The sequence below is a fragment of the Pigmentiphaga sp. genome, assembly GCF_019689535.1.
Lineage (GTDB): Bacteria > Pseudomonadota > Gammaproteobacteria > Burkholderiales > Burkholderiaceae_B > Pigmentiphaga.
On record NZ_JADGHH010000058.1, the window covers coordinates 1 to 19,181 of the forward strand.

Below are 19,181 nucleotides of genomic sequence, written 5' to 3' on the forward strand. Positions count from 1 at the left end.
GCAGAACGGGGAACTGCTTGATATAGAAGTAATTCAGCGTTGTACCGCCAATCTTTTGCCGTGCAGCAAAATCTAGCGCAAGGCTGGACAGATTTGCGAGGAATGCTGCGGCTTGCGGCGCGTTCACCCAGTCGCCAAGCAGAAACAGCGGGATCTTATTTCCCACGCCAGCCAACGGCACCACCGACGCAATCACCGTCCGCTCATCGGTCGCACGGGATATATCGCGCCACCCCATCAGCCACTGTGGGCAGGCGGCCTGCAGCCAGCGTTCAGCCAGGGTGAGTACAGCAGGTTCGCCCGCCAGCGGGGCTTCCGGTGCGGGCAGATGGCCGTAGTCGGCGGCGAGCGCCAGTATGGCGCGCTCAGCGTCTGGGTCGGTGGCATACCAGGCAGTGGCGTTGCGGGCGCCGGGCGTGTAGGGCTGCACCTTGGCTTCGCTTTCGGCGGGCAGGTAGTCCTCATTCAGCGGTTGCAGACATGGGGGGTTATCCCCGACGAAGCCCAGTGATATGGGGGCGATGGTGCGTGCATAGGGATGCTGGGCGACAAAGGCTTTCCATGCAGGGTAGATGCCCATGCCCGGATGGGTGCGACGCTGTTCGGCCAGGTAGCGCCCGAACAGCAACTGGGTGACACACAGCACGGTGGCCTGGGGGTTGCCGTCCTTGAGGGCCCTCATCAAGCCTTCGGGGAGGCGGGCGACGCGCAGCCAGACTTCGCGGGCCTCTACCCAGTAGCGCGGGGTGACGGTGAAAGCCGGGTCGGCCTTTTCCGCCGGCGTGACATCACGGCTGTTGCCGTCTGGCGTGTAGGTGGCCCAGCGGTGGTCGAACTGGTGGATCAGTTTGGCTTCGTACAGCGGCAGGTGGTCGGGGGCTGGCTCGGTCTTGAACAGATGGCTGTCGTTCGACATGTGGAACATGGTCATGAACGAAATGCCCCACGGGTTTTGCGCGGGTTCCACCACCTTGGCCTGCTTGCCCTCGCCTGCGATCACGGCATCGCGCATCAGCACCGGGGCGGCGCGGTAGAGCTTCTTGGTCAGTTCCGCGTCGCGCTCGCTGCGGAACACCGGGCAGGTGAGCGTGTTGGGGTTGATGAGGCGGAATTCCTCAGGCGTGAGGGTGAAACGGCGGCGCGGGTCGGCCAGTTGGCTGACCTGGGTGGCGAAGCAGACGAATTCGGCTTGGTCCGCTGCGCCCAGGGTGAGCAGGCAGAACTTGTAGCTGCGGTGTACCGAGGGGAATACCGCCTCGCGGTTCTCGATGTCGTACAGGCTGACCAGCCGCCGGTTCTGGGTGATGTGCCCGAAGTAGGCTTTGGTGCTGTCGTCGGTGGCGATGCCGGTGGGCACGATGAATCCGGCACGGCCGCTGTCGGCATGGATTTGCAGGATGGTTTCGGCAAACAGCGCGTAGGTGTTCACATCGCCCACGCCGGTCAGCGGGTAGCGGCCGCCGTCGGCGCCTTTCACATGGGCGAACACGCTGGCGGCTTCCGCCGTACGGCGGGCGGTGACGAATTCGCGGTAGAGGCGTTTTTCGGCCTCGTCCTCATGCACCTCGTGGGCCAGGTCGGGGTACAGGTGGCGTGCCAGCATGCCTTCGCTGAGCCACTGAATGCGCTGAGCGCGTTCGGCCTTGTTGCGGGCTTGCGCCACATCGCGGTGGCGGGTGGCGAAGAACTCTTCCTCTTGCAGCTTGATGCGCTCCCACGGCGGATTGCCCAGCACACAGTCGAAGCCGCCCTGCGCAAACACCTGCGGGAAGGCCAGCGGCCAGTGGAAAACGCGCGCCTGTTCGCAGGCCGCGCGTGCGGCGGCGATGGGCGCGGCGTGCTCGGTCTGGGCGCGTTGCGGGTCGGTCAGCAGCGCATGCAGGGTGATGCTGGTGGGCACGGTTTCTGCCGTGTCCTCCGTCTTGGGCAGCAGGTAGGCGCCCACCAGCGCATCGGCGGCGTGGGCCAGCGGGCTGTGGGCGGAGTCTTCCAGAAAGCGGCGCCAGGCCTGTTCCTTGGCGGCCACCTGCTCGGGGGTGTCAGCGGGCAGGGTTTCGATGGCGCGCAGGGCATCGAGGCCGCTGCGGTTGTCCACGCTCAGCAGCATTTGCCTACCTTGCAGGTCTTTGGCGATCTGCTTGAGGCCGGCGGCGTTGGCCTTGGCCAGCTCCTTGCACACGTCCTTATCGTCGCCGCTGAGGGGCTTGAAGGCATCCTTGGCGATGCCTTGTTCGAGCACGTTCAGGTCGGTCAGGCCCAGCAAGGCGTCGCCCACTTGCAGGTGGTGGTCAAGAAAGCCCAGCGGGCGGCCCTCCTCGTAGCCTTCGAGCCACAGCGCCATGCGCGCCAGTTCGATGGCCATGGGGTTGCGGTCCACCCCGTAGATGCAGCGGGTCACCACCTCGCGCAGGGCATGGCGGTAGTCCTGCGGCTGGATGGCGCCCTCCTGACCACCTTCCAGGCTGCGCAACTGGGCCAGTTTTTCCGCCAGCCGGCGGGCGGCGGCGAGCAGGAAGTGGCCGCTGCCACAGGCCGGGTCGATGACGCGGATGGACAGCAGCGCCTCGGTGGGGTTGGCCGGGTTGGCGGCCAGGCGTTGTTCGATGACGGGGTCGAGCGCGCTCCTGATCAGCTCCTGCACCAGGCTGTCGGGGGTGTAGTAGCTGCCGGTGAGCTTGCGGGCGTTGCCGGCGGTGCTGCCTTCCTCGGTGCGGCCGACGAAGCCGAAGGTGCGTGCGGGCAGGTCGATGGCGGGCACCAGTTCCAGCAGGCTTTCGTAGACACTGCCCAGCTCTTCCGGGCCCATGTTGCGGTAGTCCACCGGCACCAGGCTGTGCGCGCCGGTCGGCTTGGCCCAGCGCAGATGTTGCAGGGCGGCCAGCAGGTGGGCGTTGTCCAGGCTGGCGGCATCCAGATCGGGGCATTGCGCGGGAGCGAACAGGCCGCCCAGGGCGGGCAAGGCCAGGCGCGGCTCGCCTTGTGCCAGGCCCCGGAAGACGATGCGGATGGCCTGCCACTGGTCGTCGTGCCGGGTGCGGGCACGGCGTTTGAGGCACAGCTCGCGCAGGCGGGCCAGGGCGTAGCCTTCGGCATAGGCGCGGCGGGCGGCTTGTGCTTCGGCGCTATCGCTCCGTGGGTGCAGCACGCCGCGCTCTTCCACGGTGAAGACGAAGATGAGCCGGTAGATCAGGCGCAGCAGTTGCTGGAAAAAGGCGTCCTTGCTGAGTGTGCCGTCATGCAGGGCGGTGCGCAGGGCGTGGTTGTCGGGGTGTTGCAGGAAGCCCTGACCGAAGGTCAGCAGCGCCTGCTCGACGCCATCGCGCAGGCCATCGCGTACGCGGGTGCCTTCTTGCTGGCCTTCGCTGCGCCATTGTTCCCAGATGCAGGTTTCAGCTCCTTGTACACGATGACCGGGCGCACGACTGGCATGCAGCAGGCGCCAGACGTTGGCGAATTCGGCGTAGCGCTGGCCGCCCAGCAGGTCGGCCAGATCGACTTCAAGAAAGCTGGGGCGGGTGAGGCTGGCGGCGTCGCGCAGCAGGCGCAGTTGCCTGCCGTTGCTGACGATGCCCCAGAGGTGATCGGGGCTGGCGTTGAGCAGCTCCTGCATGGCCTGGAAAGGGGCTTTCCTGCGACTGCCGCCGCCCTGCACGGCAAAGTGCGCGTCGGCCTCGTCCAGCCCCAGGGAATACGGCGCAACGAGTACGGGCAGGCTGCCGTTCGTCAGGCTGACGGGGTAGCGCAGTTCCCCCGCCGACTGTGCCGAAGTGGCTTGCAGGGTGGCGTAGCCGAAGGCATCGCGCAGCAGTTCGTGCACGAAAGCGGTGGTGAGCTGGGCGGCATCGACGTCGGCGCGCTCCATCTGCGCGGCGAAGTGCTGCCACTGGGCGCAGGCGATCTGGAAGGCGCGGCTGTATTCGTCCTTGAGCTTGACGCCCTTGGGGGTGCCGTAATCGGCCTCGCTCTGGGCGCTGGCGCGGCCCTGAGCGGCTTTTTCCAGTTGGTCGGGCAGGAACAGGCCACCTTCAAGCTTGAGGGTGGGGAGATCCAGCGTGGCCTGGGTCTTGCGGATGCGTTTCATGTTATTCGTCGGCCTTTGTAACAACTTCCCAATAGCCGCCCTTGGTGGGGCCATGGCGGCGTAGCTTGCCGGTGCGTTTGAGCTGGTTGAGGTGGTACTTGACACCGTCGGGGCTGAGCCCCGTTACTCGCGCCAGCTCGACGGTCGTGATGCCTGGCTGGCTGCGCAAGTGTTGCAGCAGGATTTCTTGGGTAGTCCTTGGTAGTTCTTGGGTAGTTTCTTGGGTAGCCTGCGGTAGTTCCTGGGTAGTTTTCAGGCTGGTTTCCGGTCTGATCGCGGGTGCATCTTGCGAGGCATCCAGCGCGGATGGCCGGTTGAAACGGGTGATGAACAGACCGCCAATTTCGTCAAAGCTGGTGCTTGGGGCATTTTCCAGAGCGAGATAAGGCTGCTGCCAGCCCTCGGCCTTGATTTGCAGACAATGCTTGCCGTCGATGCACTGTTGGGTGATGTGTGGATAGATGGCCGGTTCCATATGCGCGGTAATGGCCTGGGATACATCACGCAGGGTCTTTTCGCTGATCTCCAGACCCACGGCTTTGTCGTTGGGTGCAATGCCGAACCACAGCTCGGCCTGGCCGTGTTTGTTGAGCATGGCGGCCAACGAGATCAGGCCCTGCTTCAGCTCAGCCAGGGATTTTTTCAGCTCGACGGTTTCGGTTTCCGTCATGGTGAGTACCTGGTCCATCAGAGCGCATCCGGCAGCAGGACGTAAACGCCCATGACGTCGACCGGCAGACAAGGGCTGACGCTGTGGTGGCCCACGTCGCGGGCAGCGGCGCGCACGCGCTCATGGTCGGCCAACAGGGCTTGGGCGCGTTGCTCTGCCAGGGCTTGCAGTGGCTGGGGATGCGCGGCGAGGAAATCGAGCGCGGCGCGCACTTCGCGTTGCACGGCTTCTGCGGGCAGGTTGCCACTGGGCGTGCATTCGAGCAGGCGGTTCACGCTGTCATCGGCCAGCCATTGCGGATTGGTTCGGCCACGCACGGCCAAGGCCACGGTCTCCTCGGCCATCATCTGGAAAGGCTCACGACGGCGCACATAGCTGAGCTGATGCCGCAAGCGCAGCAAATAGATCGTGGTGGCGACATCGACGTCGTCGGTCAGCGTGGCGGCACAACGGGCAGCCAGCGGACGTTCGCTGCTGAGTGCATCTTCCAGCAGGTGCTGCGCCAGCAGGCCGACCAGCGGGTGGCTGCGGTGCAGCTCGGCGAAGTCGATGCTTTGCGGTCTGTCGATACCTTCATCGGACAGGCGCTGGCGCAGTGCTTCGGGCAGGTGCTGCGGCAGGAAGCGGGCCTGCTTGCGGCCCATTTCCAGGGGGGAGCCGAGGCGCACGCAGGCGCTTTGCAGGAAACGCTGCACATCGGCCTGGGTACCCAGGGCTTGTTGCTGTTTGTGCCATTCCGGCAGCACCTCGTCGGGCTTGATGCGGCGTTGGGCAAAGACGGTGCGGTTGGCCTTGGCTTTTTCCAGGGCGTCCTGCCACTGGGCCTGCAATGGCGCCAGCAGTTGCTCGGATTCACCGAAATCGAAACTGGCTTGCGGCGATGCCATGCTGCTGTTGCTGCGCCGCATGAGCGCGGCCTTGACCAGGGCCTGGTTGATGCGGGCTTCGTCCTCGGGCAGGGGCACCAGCACGCCCAGTTCCTTCTGGATGGTTTCGCCCTTGCGCAGGATGACGTTGAGCACAAAACCATCGACCGGGTTGTCCTGCCCGTAGAGCATGGTGCAACGGACTTCCTCGGCCTGCTGGCCGAAACGGTCGACGCGGCCTTCGCGTTGTTCGTGGCGTGTGGGGTTCCAGGCCAGGTCGTAATGGACGACGGCGGTGAACAGATGCTGCAGGTTGATGCCTTCGGAAAGGCAATCTGTGGCGACAAGGATGCGTTGCCCGGCATCCTCCATGTCTTCCACGCGCTCACGACGTTCTTCCGGGGTGAGCTCGCCGGTGACGGCATCGACGGTGGCCGTGGGAAAAGCGGCCTTGAGGTGCTCGGCCACGTAATGGGCAGTGGCAACGTAGCGGCAGAACACCACGGGGTGATAGCCATCTTCAAGCAAGGAACCAATGTGCCGGATGAGCGCGGCCAGCTTGGGATCGCCCTTCTTGCCGGACAGGCGCTGTGCTTCGGCAATGAGGTCGTGCAGGCGGCTGGCGTCCTGCAATTGGGCGGGGGGCTCCAGGTCACTGCCCATCAGGTCGTCGGCTTCGCCATCGTGCAGGCGCTCGTCACTGAGCAAGTTGTCATCCATCATGGAGCCTTCCAGCCGCGTGGTCAGGGCCTTGACGGCCGCCGCAGGCGAAGAGGCCACACAGCGCAGCAAGGCCAAAGTGGCGTACCAGATGAGGCGGGCGCCACCTTGCTGCGTGTCCTGCTGTTCAATGGCTTCCGCCATTTCTCGGCAGTAGTCCTGCACGGCATCGAAGAACGCACCCCATTCGCCGCTGAGCTGGTAGGTGAGCTCGGTTTTCATGCGGCGGGGGAAACCCCGTCCATCCTGGGTTTCAGCCTGCCACTCGACGATGTCTTTGCGGCGGCGTTGCACAAAATGGCGGGCGAGTTCCTGACGCAGCGGATCGGAGGCCGTCATGCGCCCTTGCAGCGCTGCAAAGCGGGGATCGAGCAGCGACAGCAGGTTGTAGAAGGCGGTTTCGTCACCGGAGTGCGGGGTGGCGGTGAGTAGGATCAGGTGTCGCTGCGCGTCACGGGCAAGGCGTTGCAGCAACTCGAAGCGCAATTGCTTGCCGGTGCCGCTGCTGGCGCAAGTGTGGGCTTCGTCAACGATGATGCATTCGGGGGCAGCGGCAAGAAACTGTTCGCGGTGGCGTTCGCTCTTGATGTAGTCCAGGCTGACGACCACCACGGGATGATGGTCGAACAGGCGCACGCCATGTGGCAGATCACGCTCGATGCGCGACGCGGAAGCCGAGGTCAGCGCGATGGCGTGCAGGTTGAAGCGGCTTTCCAGCTCACTTTGCCATTGTTCGACCAGATGTGGCGGGCAGAGGATGGCCAGGCGGGCGATTTCGCCACGGTCCATGAGCTCGCGTGCGATCAGGCCGGCTTCGATGGTCTTGCCGATGCCGACGTCATCAGCAATCAGCAGGCGCACGGTAGAGAGGCGCAGCGCCATCAGCAGTGGCACCAGCTGGTAGCCGCGCGGCTCAACAGCGATATTACCGAAAGAGCGGAACGGGCCGGCGCCGGAGCGCAGTGTCAGCCGCAAGGCATCGCGCAGCAACAGCGCGGCGGCGTGGTTGCCGGCGTGCGCGGGATCGGGCCATTCGAAGGAGGCTGGTTCGACGGGATGGAGTTCCAACTCTGGGATCAGGGCGATGCTTTCGTCCTCGGCGCCGCTCAATGGACGCAGGCGCAGCCAGTCGCGGCGGGAGTCGTTTTGCACCACCCATTCGCGGCCTCGGGCGCGCACCAGGCTGCCGGGTAAAAAGTCGTGTTCAAGGGTTGTCATGCGCCTTTATTCCTTGCGGCCGAACACATCGGCGTGTGCGGCGAACTGTTGTGGCCACTGTGAAGCGTCCGAAAAATCGAGCACCTGCCAGCCTTTGTCCTGCAGCACGGCGGCGGTCTGCTCATCCACTGCGGACAGAAACACCAACGCACGAGATGCCTTGTACTGGGCTGCGGCGTTGGCCGCGCCATTGTTGACGGGTACATTGACCGCATCAGGTTGTCTAGCCCCGACCTGGCGGAGTGCGGACAGCCAGGCGTCGAGCAGCTCGTCTTCTGAAGTCGTTGCGGCAACGGTGGCCGGGCTGTTCGCTACGGGCTGCACCTGAGCATTGGCAAGCGCGACCAGCAGCTTGAGTGCATCCGCGTTACGGCGGTTGATGTGCTCGTGATCCGGCTGATTGAAGTAGGAGAGCAGGCATTGGTAACAGCCGGCCTCGCATTGATGATTGCCCAGTTCATCGGTCTGCTCCAGTGACGGCAGATCGTCCAGCGTCCAAACGCCGCTCTGCGGTGCGCGGTAGTGAATCAGTTGCAGGGCATTGCTGGCGACGAGTGCAAGGTCGTCGCGATGATTCGCCAGACGAGTGAGCACGCCTGCACCGCCTTCGGCCGCTTCGTAGAACAGCAAGGCACGGCGCTCATCTGCCTTGGGCAGTGGCTCGACCACCAGCTCGGATTCCTCGATCTGGAAGGTCATTTCGATGCCACGCTTGAGGGCAGCCTGCAGAGTGGCCATGGCCTCCAGCGACAGGGCATGCAAAGGCGCGAAGATCAGCAGATTGCGATGATCTTCCACAAAAGGAACGATGCGTTGGTTGGGCACCTTTTCCAGCAAGGCATCGTCGTTGCCGTTGTCGTCTTCCGCATCCGGTGCGTCCTGCTTGCTCCAGGTGCCGGTAATGGGATTGATGTAGAAGCCCAGTTGCTCCTTGTTCTTGCGCCTGCGCCAACCGCGGTTGATACGCCAGATTTGCGCAGCAGGCGCATAAGTAAGTTCGCCCAACAATTCTTCGCCCAGTCGGACTTCGGCTTTCTGCTTCTGAATCTGGCCATCGGGCCCGGGCAGGAAACGGTAGGTGGTCTGCAGCTCGAAGCCCTGACGCTGGCGTTCCTCGTCGTTGATGGAGATGCGCTCGGTGGCTACCGTCTCCACGGTTTCGATGCGGTAGAGCTCGCGCACCCAATCTTGCTCGGTGAGCAGGGCGTCACAGTTCTCGCAGCGATTGACCAGCGGCTGTTCGCCGCCCGGCTCACCGAGATGACCGTAGCCGCACTGACTGCACACCAGAGAGGCAATGGTGGCCAACTGGCTGCTACCGGAAATGTGGTCTGTATTGCCGACGTTGAGTTTGGCGCGCACCACGCGGTACATGCGGCCCTGGTGATAGATAAGACTGCGAGGGCCGAACTCTGACAGAGCCAGGAAACGCGGACGGCTGACCATGCTGCCCTCGTCGTCCCTGCCATTGGCGGTCTGGCCGCCTCGGGCAGGAATCCAGGCCATCAGCGGCAGGCGCGGGAAGTTGTAGCCTGGCAGGAAGCCCTGGCTGGCCAGGTAGCGATAGGTGTAGAAGTCGTTGTTCTGGCCATTACCGGATTTGAGCAGCACGGCGTACTGGCGCGCGGCATCGCCGTAACGGCGCTGGGCATTCTGGCGCTCGGTGTGCGAAGCGGTATGGCTCTTGACGATGCGATCCGCCATGTCCATCTGCTGACGCGTCGCATCGAACAACACGCGCCAGCGTTCCAGCGCTTCGGAGAACGCCTTGGGTGCATTGGCGATGACCTGGTGTACGTAGTCAGGCGTGAACCAGGCGCTGCTTGCCAGCTCTTCCTTGAGCTGATCGATGACCCGGCAGGCACTGGCCAGGGCACGCTGCTGGACGGTCTGCGCTTGTAGCGCTTCCTGCAAGGGCTGTTTCAGTGGTTTGCCGGGCCGATCAAGATCCAGCATGGGAGCAATACTGTCGTCCAGCGGCACCTGGGTGCTGGCCAGCCAGACCGCTTGCAGATGGCTGTCGATCAGGTCACGGTTGGCCAGATCGAGTGTAGGGGCGCGTACCACGCCATGCACCATCTCGCTGGCATTGCGGAAGAACCACTGGTCATGCGGGCTGAGTGCCGCGCAGTAGGTGATGACCAGCGCCTGCTGGCCCGAACGCCCCGCACGGCCGCTGCGCTGGGCGTAGTTGGCGGGGGTCGGCGGCACGTTGCGCAGGTACACGGTGTTGAGCGCGGAGATATCCACACCCAGCTCCATGGTGGGGGAGCAGAACATCACCGGCAGGCGCTCCAGCGGCGCTTCGTGGGCCGGGTTCTGCGCCCAGTCCTGCCTGTCTTTTTCTGTGTAACGGAAACGCTGCTCCAGCAGTTGCCGGCGCGGTGCATCCACCTGGGCCGTGTGTTCCTGTGCCTCGAAATCAAACAGCGGATGGGACGGCTGACGCAGCAAGTCGGCAATACTGAGATACAAGCTACGGAAGTACTGGTTGATGCGATTACTCTCTGCCGGTGGTTCATTGGCAATCAGGCACCATTCGAGGGCAGCTGCGTTCAGGCGCCAGCCAGCAAGCTGCGAATCAATGGCATGTTTTTGCACATAACCATAGTTGCTGGCTGCCTTGAGCATGTCTTCGATCAGAACGGCCCACTCGGCATCTTTCCACTGCGCGACTTCGCCGGCGCAGGCGCTGGCACGCCAGAAATCGGCAGCCTTTATTTGCCGCAGCAGTCGGGAGCGTGGGCCACCGGTCATCAGGTCGGTGCGCGGCTTGCCCTTGTATTCCGGGCGCTTGCCGAGGATGAGATAACGGCCGGTATCGAGTTTCTCGTCGGGGGCAAAAGCCCAGCGTTCATTCAGATAGGTGTGGGCGCTGGTACGTGCCTTGTCCTGCTCGACCGGGTCGAGGTAACGGCTTTCCAGACAAAGGTGGCGGCGCAGCGTGTCGAACAGTAATTCGTACAGAACTGCTCGCTGCACCGCCGTCAGTTTGTTCAAGGTGCTGTTTGCGGCAAAGATGCTGGTGTCAGCGCTAAAGGCAGCCAGGTCGCGGTACCGAATCTGCAACAGGCCAAGCTGATCCAGATTCGGATTATTGAAGCGCCAGCCACGCCGTAGATCGCGCAGCAGCCGGTAGGCAATAATGAATCGCAAGGTGCGTTGCGCTTCCTGCCGTGCCAGCCCCATGAGCTTGGGAGTGCGCAGATATTCCACCAAGGTGGCTTCATCGACCCCTTGAAAGCCGAGGGCCTTGAATACGCTTTCGGCCAGGTTTTCTTCATCAAGCTGGCCGCCACTTGCCTGTAGTGCGCCGATCAAGCCGGCACGCAGCGTCAACAGGAAAATGAAATCGTTGAAGTGACCCGCCTGCAGCGCTGCATCCTGGCGGTTGTCGGTAAACCCAAGCAATTTACGCGGATCAGGTTGGCCTGGAGCTGGCTCGGGAAGTGCAAACAGTTGCTGTAAGGCCGCCAGGGCAATCATGGTAGTGGCCGAAGAACGGCCTTCCCCGGACAAACTGGAGAGGCGGTTGGCATCTTTGCCGTGGGCTTCGTGTGTCGTGCCGCAGTTCAGGCAGAAGCGGAACTTGCCCGGAATAAACCAAAAGTCCGTTCCGGAGCCCGTTTGCCCTTTGGCATCGACCGTGACCATATAGGGAACGGCATTCCTGTAGGCCGGCTTGATTTTGGGTTCGCTACGACTGAGGTCGATCCAGGTTTCCGGCAAGTCTTCGGGCAGGCCACCGTATTGCTGTCCCGGCACCAGTGGGCACAGGAAGCCATAGCTGGCGGTGTCGTCTTCTGCTGCGATATCGTCGATTTCACGCGGGCTGAAGCTGACCGGTTGCTGTGCGCGCCAGACAGGCAGGTATTCCTGGCCGCAATCGCGGCAGAAATGCGTGGGGTAAAGCAGCACATTCTCTTGCTGCCGCCCGGGTGCGAAACGCTGCGCATCGAGCGTGACATGGCGCTTGCCACGCTCTTCCAGCGTGGTGAGCACCTTGCCCGGGCCACTGATGAACTGGTGCAGCTTGAACGCGAAAGGCGGCCTGCCTTGGGGCGAGCGCACATCATGGGCTGCCACCAGAAAACGTTGCAGGGCGGCACGAGCGGCTTCAGGCTGGCAGCCCGCGTCTTCGGCGAGACGGCGGCTGGCCTCTTCCAGCGTCATGGGTCTCGCACGCCTTGGAGGCTCGTCCGCAGGCAGTTCGATACCCAGGTTCAATTCCACCCAGATGGCCAGCGGATCATTGCGAAACGCGTCAAAGTCAGCCCAAGCATCCTGATTTCGTGAAATTGTTGCCGGCAGTTCGGTGCGGATGGCGTTGACGTCCTTGAGCGGGTTAGTGACGCGCTCCAGTGTCTCGCCTATGACGTCATGCTCGCTGATCCGGGTGCCAAACAATTTGCTGGCTACATCAGCAACCACGCGGTTGCGGTCGGCTTGGCTGCCTGTGCTGGACATGGTGGCCGACGTACCGATGCAGACCAGTTGCTCGGCTTTCAGGCGCTCTCGCAGGCGACGCACCAGCAAGGCAACGTCCGCCCCTTGACGGCCACGGTAGGTATGCAACTCATCCAGCACCAGGAACTCAAGTCCCTCGCAGTGTTCCACCACGCGCCGATCCACTTCGTCGAAGCGCGTGAGGATGTACTCCAGCATCATGAAGTTGGTAAGCAGGATATCGGGTGGATCATCCGCAATAGCAGTGCGTTCCGCCTTGCTTTCCTGGCCGGTGTAGCGTTTGACGGTGAAGGGATGAAGCTCTGGCGCATAGCCATGCAGAAACTTGTCGAGTTCTTCCAGCTGGCTGTTGGCCAGGGCATTCATCGGATAGATGACAATGGCCCTGGTACGTGCTTTGCCATCGGAGTCCTTGGCCTTGAGAATGCGGTCGATGATCGGGATGAAAAAGGACAGGGACTTCCCCGACCCCGTTCCGGTTGTGACCACATAGCTTTGGCGTTCCTGGCCTTTGGCCAGGGCTTCCATTTGGTGCTTGTAAAGATGCAGGGGACTTGGTTTGCCTTCCGTCTTCCCAACCTGAAAGATGTCTGCGCAGGCAGGATGCAGGACCCCCTCCGCCACCAGATCCTGCACTGTGCCTTGACGTTGATAATTCGGGTTGATCTGCACCAACGGTTCAGGCCAATAGCGGCCCTGCGCATATTGATGCTCGACCTCGGCTTGGATATCAGGTGCGGCGATGCGAACGAAACTGCGGGAAAAGCTGCCGTATCGCTCGATGAGCTGGTCGCGGAACTGGAAAACGTTATCCATGTAGAGTCCTCACTGATCCATCTTGCGGTCAATCGCCAGAACCGCTGCTCTATCCGAGGTGCCTGCTGTGACGCGCTTCCACTTTGCCCCTCTTCCCTTGCCAGTCGGTTCGATCAATCCCTCTGACTTCATCGCCCGCAGCACCAGCCGTACCATGTCCCGGCTCACGCCCGGGCAGGCCTCTTCGATTTCGGAAATCGAAAACGGCAGGCAGCGCCCCAGCACTTCCGCTCGCACCCGGTCGCCTTTACTGCCACGGCCACGTTCGATGGTGCCGACACGCTCCTCGAACTCGCGGTATGCCCGCAGCAAGGCACCCCAGAAGTAGTCGAGCCAAGGCTTTGCGTCGTGCTGCCCCTGGTGCCAGCCCTGCGAGCTGGCTTCCAGCGTCTCGTAATAGCCTTCCTTGGTTTCCTCGAAGATGCGTTCCAAACTGATGTAGCGCCCCACGGCATAGTCGAAGTGGTAGAGCAGCAGCAGGGTCAGCAAGCGGGACATGCGACCGTTGCCGTCCGGGAAGGGGTGAATGCACAGAAAATCGAGCATCGCCAGCGGCACCAGTACGAGGGGGTCGGCCAGGTGTTGATCCAGCGCGGTGGCGTAGCGCCCGGTCAGATCGGCCATGGCCATGGGTGTGAGGTGCGCAGCAACTGGCTGGAAGCGCAACCGCGACGTGCCATCGGGATGGCGTTCGATGATGTCGTTGTTGGTGGCTTTCCAGCGTCCGCCCGCCTGTGGCATATAGCGGTACAGCAGGGTGTGCAGTTGCAGCACTACGCCTTCGCTGAAGGTCATGTGCGCGGCAGACTCGTGGATCAGCGCCAGGGCATCACGGTAGCCGGCGATCTCCTGTTCGGAACGGCTCTTTGGTGTTGCGTTGCGGATGACCAGAGACTTCAGTCGCGAGGGTGAGACAACAACGCCTTCCAGGCGGTTGGATGACTCGGTGGATTCGACTACCGCGATCTGGCGTAGCCCTTTGAGGGCTTCGGGCGACTGCGCGGCGTAGAGTTGCTGCTTGCCCTGGTACTCGCCCAGTGTGCGCAACGTGGCGGCCTGGGTGCCATCGAAGCGAAGCGAAGCGAGGTACTCAGGTGTGAGCGAGTGCATGGAAATGTAAGCCCAGGCTGTTTAAATGGGGCAATCATAGCCTTCAAATGGGGTAGTGTCTCTAAAAATGCCTCATTATCGGTGTTTGACTACCCCATTTCCTGAACATTGGACTTGTCGTGAGGGGCTGGCATGGCCGACCAAGAAGGAAATGGGCGACACGAACTCAAAAAAGGGTAATAAATTCGAAATCACCCCATTTAATTCATTGTTTACCCCATTTCCACCGCCCAGCCTTGGGCAAAGGCAAAGGCAAAGGGCAAGGGAACGACCCTCAAGGGACAACGGCCCTATCCAGAAAAGGAAAAGGCCGCCCCTGTCCATTCGTTCTGCAACACCCGGCCAAATCGTCCCTATGCCGTGCCGCTGTCTTCGGCCGCATTCAGATAGTCCGCCCAGTCCTGCAACAGCGTCCTTCTCTGATCCAGCAACAGCGCCTTGTTGTACGTCGCCCGAACCTTGTTGCTTTCCACATGGGCAAGCTGCCGCTCAATCGCATCGGGCCGGTATCCGTTCTCATTGGCCCAGGTCGAAAAGGTCGTCCGCCAGCAATGCGGCGTCGTGCCCCGGCCCAGGTTCATGTCGCGCATCGCGTAGGTGAGCCGGTTGGGCGTAGTGAAGCCCTTTCCGCTTCGGTGCGGAAACAGATAGCGCCCGCCACCCGTGATGTGCTGCAAGTCTTTCAGCACCGCTATGGTCTGCGTGGACAACGGACTGACATGGTCACGCCGCGCCTTCATCTTCGCCGCAGGCCGACGCCACAGTGCATCCTCAAAGTCGAACTCGTCCCACTCGGCATCCGCGGCTTCCCCTGGACGGCAGGCGGTCAGCGCAATCAACCGCAGACACAACGAGGTTTCCGGATAGCCCCGGTAGCCACGCAACTCCTGATAGAACTTCTGGATTTGCTCTCGCGTCATCGCCGCCTTGCTCTCGCTGAACGGCACGCGCAGCAGCCCGCGAAGACTGGGAATCGGATTGGCCTCTACCAGGCCACGCACCACTGCGAACTCGAAGATGGCCGACAGGTCGCCCTTGACGTGGATGGCTGCCCACGCGCCATGAGCCTTGCATTCCTCCAATAACGGGCGAATCTGCTTCACGCCTATGTCGCTCATCGGCATCCCGTCGAACTTGGGCGACAGGTACTTCCTGATGCGGGACTCTTTCGTGCGGTAGGAACTCTGTGCAAAGACTGGCTTTATCTCGGCTAGGTACGCCTGCGCCACCTTGGCGAACGAGCTTTCCTTTGCGCGTTTGCGTTCCTCCAACACTTCCAGGTTGCGCTGCTTGACCTGCTGCCGTTCATGGGCAGGATGGACGCCTTGCTTGACCAAGGCACGCGCTTTCTCGCGGGCAGAACGCGCCTCCGCAAGGCTTACTTGAGGAAAACCGCCGATGGCAAAGAGATTCTCCTTGCCTTGCAGGCGGTACTTCCACCGCCAGAGCTTGCCGCCGGTGGGCTTGACGAGCAGGAACAAGCCCCCGCCGTCTGAAAGTTTCCAGTCTCGATCAGTCGGTTTGGCCGACCTGACCTTGAGGTCGGTGAGTAGATTCTCGGGCATCGTTGGACTCCACTGCGGGGAGATGTACCCCCACGGTTGAACACGAGTACCCCCAACGCTACCCCCGAATTTTCTGGACCTCGATGAACAATAGGAACGCTCAGCAGACCGTATTGTTTACGCAACCCATTGATTTCAAATGGGACAACCTATCCACCAAGCGCTACTGAGCGCCACCGAGATCCAGCAAAAATCGTCAGACGTTGAACAGAAAGTTCATCACATCGCCATCCTGCACGACGTAATCCTTGCCTTCCGCTCGCATCTTTCCGGCTTCTTTGGCGCCAACTTCGCCCTTGTACTGGATGAAGTCCTCGTACGAGATCGTTTGGGCGCGGATGAAGCCGCGTTCGAAGTCGGAGTGGATGACGCCGGCCGCCTGGGGCGCAGTGGCACCGATGGGAATGGTCCAGGCGCGGACTTCCTTCACGCCTGCGGTGAAGTAGGTCTGCAACCCCAGGAGTTTGTAGCCCGCGCGGATCAAGCGGTTCAGGCCGGGCTCTTCCATCCCCATGTCGGCCAGGAACGCGGCGCGGTCGGCCTCCTCCATCTCTCCAAGCTCGGCTTCGATGGCGGCGCAGATAGCCACGGTGGGGGCGTTCTGCTTGTTGGCGTACTCAACCAGCTTGTCGAGCAGGGGGTTGTCGGTGAAGCCGTCCTCCTTGACGTTGCCCACGTACATGGCGGGCTTGGCGGTGATGAAGCACAGTGGCTTGACCAGCGCCTTCTCTTCCTTGGAGAGATCCAATCCGCGGATGGGCTTGGCTTCGTTGAGCTGGGCAACGCATTTTTCCAACACAGCCACGAGCTTGGCGGCCTCTTTGTCGCCGGCGCGGGCCGTCTTGATATGGCGCTGCAGGGCCTTCTCGGCGGTCTGCAGGTCGGCCAGCGCGAGTTCGGTTTCGATGACTTCGATGTCGGCGAGCGGGTCCACCTTGCCCGCCACGTGGACGACGTTGGGATCCTCGAAGCAGCGCACCACGTTGACGATGGCGTCGGTTTCGCGGATGTGGGCGAGGAACTGGTTGCCCAACCCTTCGCCCGTGCTCGCGCCCGCCACGAGGCCGGCGATGTCCACGAACTCCACGGTGGCAGGCACCACGCGCTCGGGCTTGACGATTTCGGCCAGTGCCGCCAGGCGGGGGTCGGGCACTTCGACAACGCCCACGTTGGGCTCAATCGTGCAGAACGGATAGTTTTCAGCGGCGATGCCGGCTTTGGTCAAGGCGTTGAAGAGGGTGGACTTGCCGACGTTGGGCAGGCCCACGATGCCGCACTGCAGGGCCATGGGATTTCCTTAAAAAATCAATGCACGACCTGACCCGGTTCAGCGTGTCGGCGTGGCCCTAGTTCAAGCATGCTTGGCCAGCCGCGCCTTCATGCGGGCAAGAAGTGCGAATGGAGTGCCTGGGACGGGAAATTGCCCAGGTTTTGTTCGAGATTGGGGAGATTGTAGCCGGTGCTGCGAAGGGGAACGTCCCCGGTATCGCTTCAGGCGGCGCCGCAAGATAGCAAAGCCGATAATGCCTGGAGCGAGGGACTGCACCTCAGTTCTTCATGCATGGAAAGGCGTGGGCAAGCGCGACTAATGCGATGATCGAGGCACGCTCGTTCCGGATCGCGTCGCCCGGCCCACTCCGCCTCACTGCGTCTTCAGCAGCTCTTTCCAAAGCGCATCTAGCGCCTGTTCAGGCCTGTGCGCCGGGTTCTGGCTGCAATACCTGTCCATATAGGCCAGCACCTGGGCATTCGAGGTGATCTTGCCCAGCGGATTCGCGCTGGAGACGTCGTAGACCACGCGCGCCATGCCGCTCAGGTACCCCAGGACCCAGGCCTCCATGAGCGGCGTCTTGGCCCGCAGCCATGTCCCACAATCGCCGATCGTAAATGTCGTGAACCCCGCAGTCCCCTGTGCGTAGACCGGGCAGCTGAGCATGGCGGCGAGGGCAAAGGCCAGAACGCGCAGATGGGCTTTCATGGGCTTTCTAGTTCGGAAGGTGGTGGACGGATCAAGGCCACACTATATCCGATGGCGCATTGCGGCCTCCCAAGAGGCGATGCCCTCCCTTGGTGCATCCCGGCTGTTGTCCCGGGCGATACGCCACAACAGTGGTAAAACCCGTAACTTTGATCACCCCACGACAAACGCACCGCCCGGATCCCGCGCGGCTAGCCGCCTGGGCTGTGGCGACATTCCTTCCTTTCTTTAGAAGTTCGGCAGCATGAGCAACTCTCCCGCGGCTTCCGCCCCGCGCTCTTTCGCCGCCCTCCGGCATCGCGGTTACCAGGCCCATTTCATCACCTACATGCTGGCGATGATGGCCGACAACATCGAGCACGTCATCAGCTATTGGATGATGTATCAGAAATTCCAATCGCCCGCACTCGGCGGCTTTGCCGTGGTATCGCATTGGCTACCTTTCCTGCTTTTCTCGGTGCCGGTGGGCGCGCTGGCGGACCGGGTCGACCCGCGCCGGGTGATCCAGTCGGGCATGGCGCTATTCGTCATCGCGTCGCTCGGATGGGCGTATTTCTTCATTACCGACACGCTGGCCATGTGGCATGCCATGGTGCTGCTAGTCATCCACGGCTGCGCAGGGGTGTTGTGGCAAACTGCCAGCCAGCTCCTGCTGCACGACATCGTGCCGCGCGAAGAACTGCAAAGTGCCGTGCGCCTGAACGCTTCGGCGCGCTATCTAGGGGTACTGGTCGGGCCGGCCGTGGGCGGGATCATCATGATGACGATCGGCCCCAAGCACGGCCTCTTGCTGAATACGGTGTTCTACTTCCCGCTGCTATTGTGGCTGTGGAAAGCACCCTATGGCCCTAAGTTCCGCAGGGCAGACCAAGCCGTACCGCGACGCGCCGTCAAAGGGTTTTCCGATATCGTGCAGACGGCACGAGATATCGCGGGGCAGCCGGTCATCGTCTCCATGGTCCTGCTTGCCGGCGCAGCTTCGTTCTTCGTCGGCAACAGCTATCAGGCTCAAATGCCCAACTTCGCCGAAGACCTAGGCTACGGCGATCCCGGTGCAGCCTACAGCATGCTGCTGGCCGCCGATGCGGCTGGCGCGCTGGTGGCAGGCTTTCTGCTAGAGACCCTCGGCAAGCTGCGCACCGACGCCCGCACCGCCCTGCTGCTGGCAGTGGCATGGTGCATTGCCCTGGCCGGGTTCGCGCTTTCGGAGAACTACGCGTTGGCGCTCGCCCTGCTTTTCTGCGCCGGTTTTTTTGAGCTTTCCTTCAGCAGTACCGCCCAAACCCTCGTCCAGCTCAATGCCCAGCCGGAGATACGGGGGCGCGTGATCGGCCTGTTCAACATGTCGTCACTCGGTCTGAAGACCTTCAGCGGCGTCACGGTCGGCATCACGGGCACCCTGTTCGGCGTACACCATTCGCTCGCGGGCGCGGCGCTGATCTTGCTCGCCATCACGCTATGGCTGTGGCGGCGCACGGTGGCCGCGAGCCGCAAGGCATCGGGCGGCTAAACGCGCCCGCCCCCGGCCCGGTCGTGCCGCATTGCTTGCCGTGGCGGCGACGCCCCCAGCCATATGCGCGCCCGGAAAAATAAAGGTTCATCGAGGAATACCGGGGAAAGCGGCGCGGATTTTGAGGAAGAAGTATTCCTCGTCGCGATAGCCGTAGGCGCGGCGCTTGATGACCTTGAT

9 protein-coding genes are annotated in these 19,181 nt (G+C 62.4%); 1 reads left to right on the plus strand and 8 read right to left on the minus strand.

Features of this window, described 5'->3' with window-relative positions; genetic code table 11:
- From IRZ12_RS07140 to IRZ12_RS07175, 8 genes are all read right to left on the minus strand, one after another.
- Positions 1-4,081, minus strand: a 4,081-nt coding sequence (locus tag IRZ12_RS07140; RefSeq protein ID WP_296466333.1) for an N-6 DNA methylase, incomplete at its 3' end; no start/stop codon positions are given.
- A 1-nt stretch (position 4,082) separates the two neighbouring features.
- Positions 4,083-4,769: an RNA-binding domain-containing protein gene (locus IRZ12_RS07145; RefSeq protein ID WP_296466335.1), complete on the minus strand. Its 687-nt coding sequence runs from the start codon at positions 4,767-4,769 to the stop codon at positions 4,083-4,085.
- Positions 4,769-7,555, minus strand: a complete 2,787-nt coding sequence (locus IRZ12_RS07150) for a helicase-related protein (RefSeq protein ID WP_296466338.1) — start codon at positions 7,553-7,555, stop codon at positions 4,769-4,771. The genes IRZ12_RS07145 and IRZ12_RS07150 overlap by 1 nt, the downstream gene beginning before the upstream one ends.
- A gap of 6 nt (positions 7,556-7,561) precedes the next feature.
- Positions 7,562-12,838, minus strand: a complete 5,277-nt coding sequence (locus tag IRZ12_RS07155; protein WP_296466341.1) for a DEAD/DEAH box helicase — start codon at positions 12,836-12,838, stop codon at positions 7,562-7,564.
- Positions 12,839-12,847: 9 nt separating this feature from the next.
- Complete coding sequence (locus IRZ12_RS07160; protein ID WP_296466344.1) at positions 12,848-13,948, minus strand: Fic family protein; 1,101 nt, start codon at positions 13,946-13,948, stop codon at positions 12,848-12,850.
- A 353-nt stretch (positions 13,949-14,301) separates the two neighbouring features.
- On the minus strand, positions 14,302-15,513 hold the full coding sequence (locus IRZ12_RS07165) for an integrase arm-type DNA-binding domain-containing protein (RefSeq protein ID WP_296466345.1): 1,212 nt from the start codon (positions 15,511-15,513) through the stop codon (positions 14,302-14,304).
- Between the two features lie 196 nt (positions 15,514-15,709).
- Positions 15,710-16,801, minus strand: coding sequence for a redox-regulated ATPase YchF (gene ychF / locus IRZ12_RS07170; protein WP_296466348.1), 1,092 nt, complete (start codon positions 16,799-16,801; stop codon positions 15,710-15,712).
- Between the two features lie 354 nt (positions 16,802-17,155).
- Positions 17,156-17,491, minus strand: coding sequence for a hypothetical protein (locus tag IRZ12_RS07175; protein ID WP_296466351.1), 336 nt, complete (start codon positions 17,489-17,491; stop codon positions 17,156-17,158).
- Between the two features lie 244 nt (positions 17,492-17,735).
- Here IRZ12_RS07175 and IRZ12_RS07180 point away from each other — a divergent pair, with 244 nt between their 5' ends.
- Positions 17,736-19,001, plus strand: coding sequence for an MFS transporter (locus IRZ12_RS07180; RefSeq protein ID WP_296466353.1), 1,266 nt, complete (start codon positions 17,736-17,738; stop codon positions 18,999-19,001).
- The last annotated feature ends 180 nt before the right edge of the window (positions 19,002-19,181 follow it).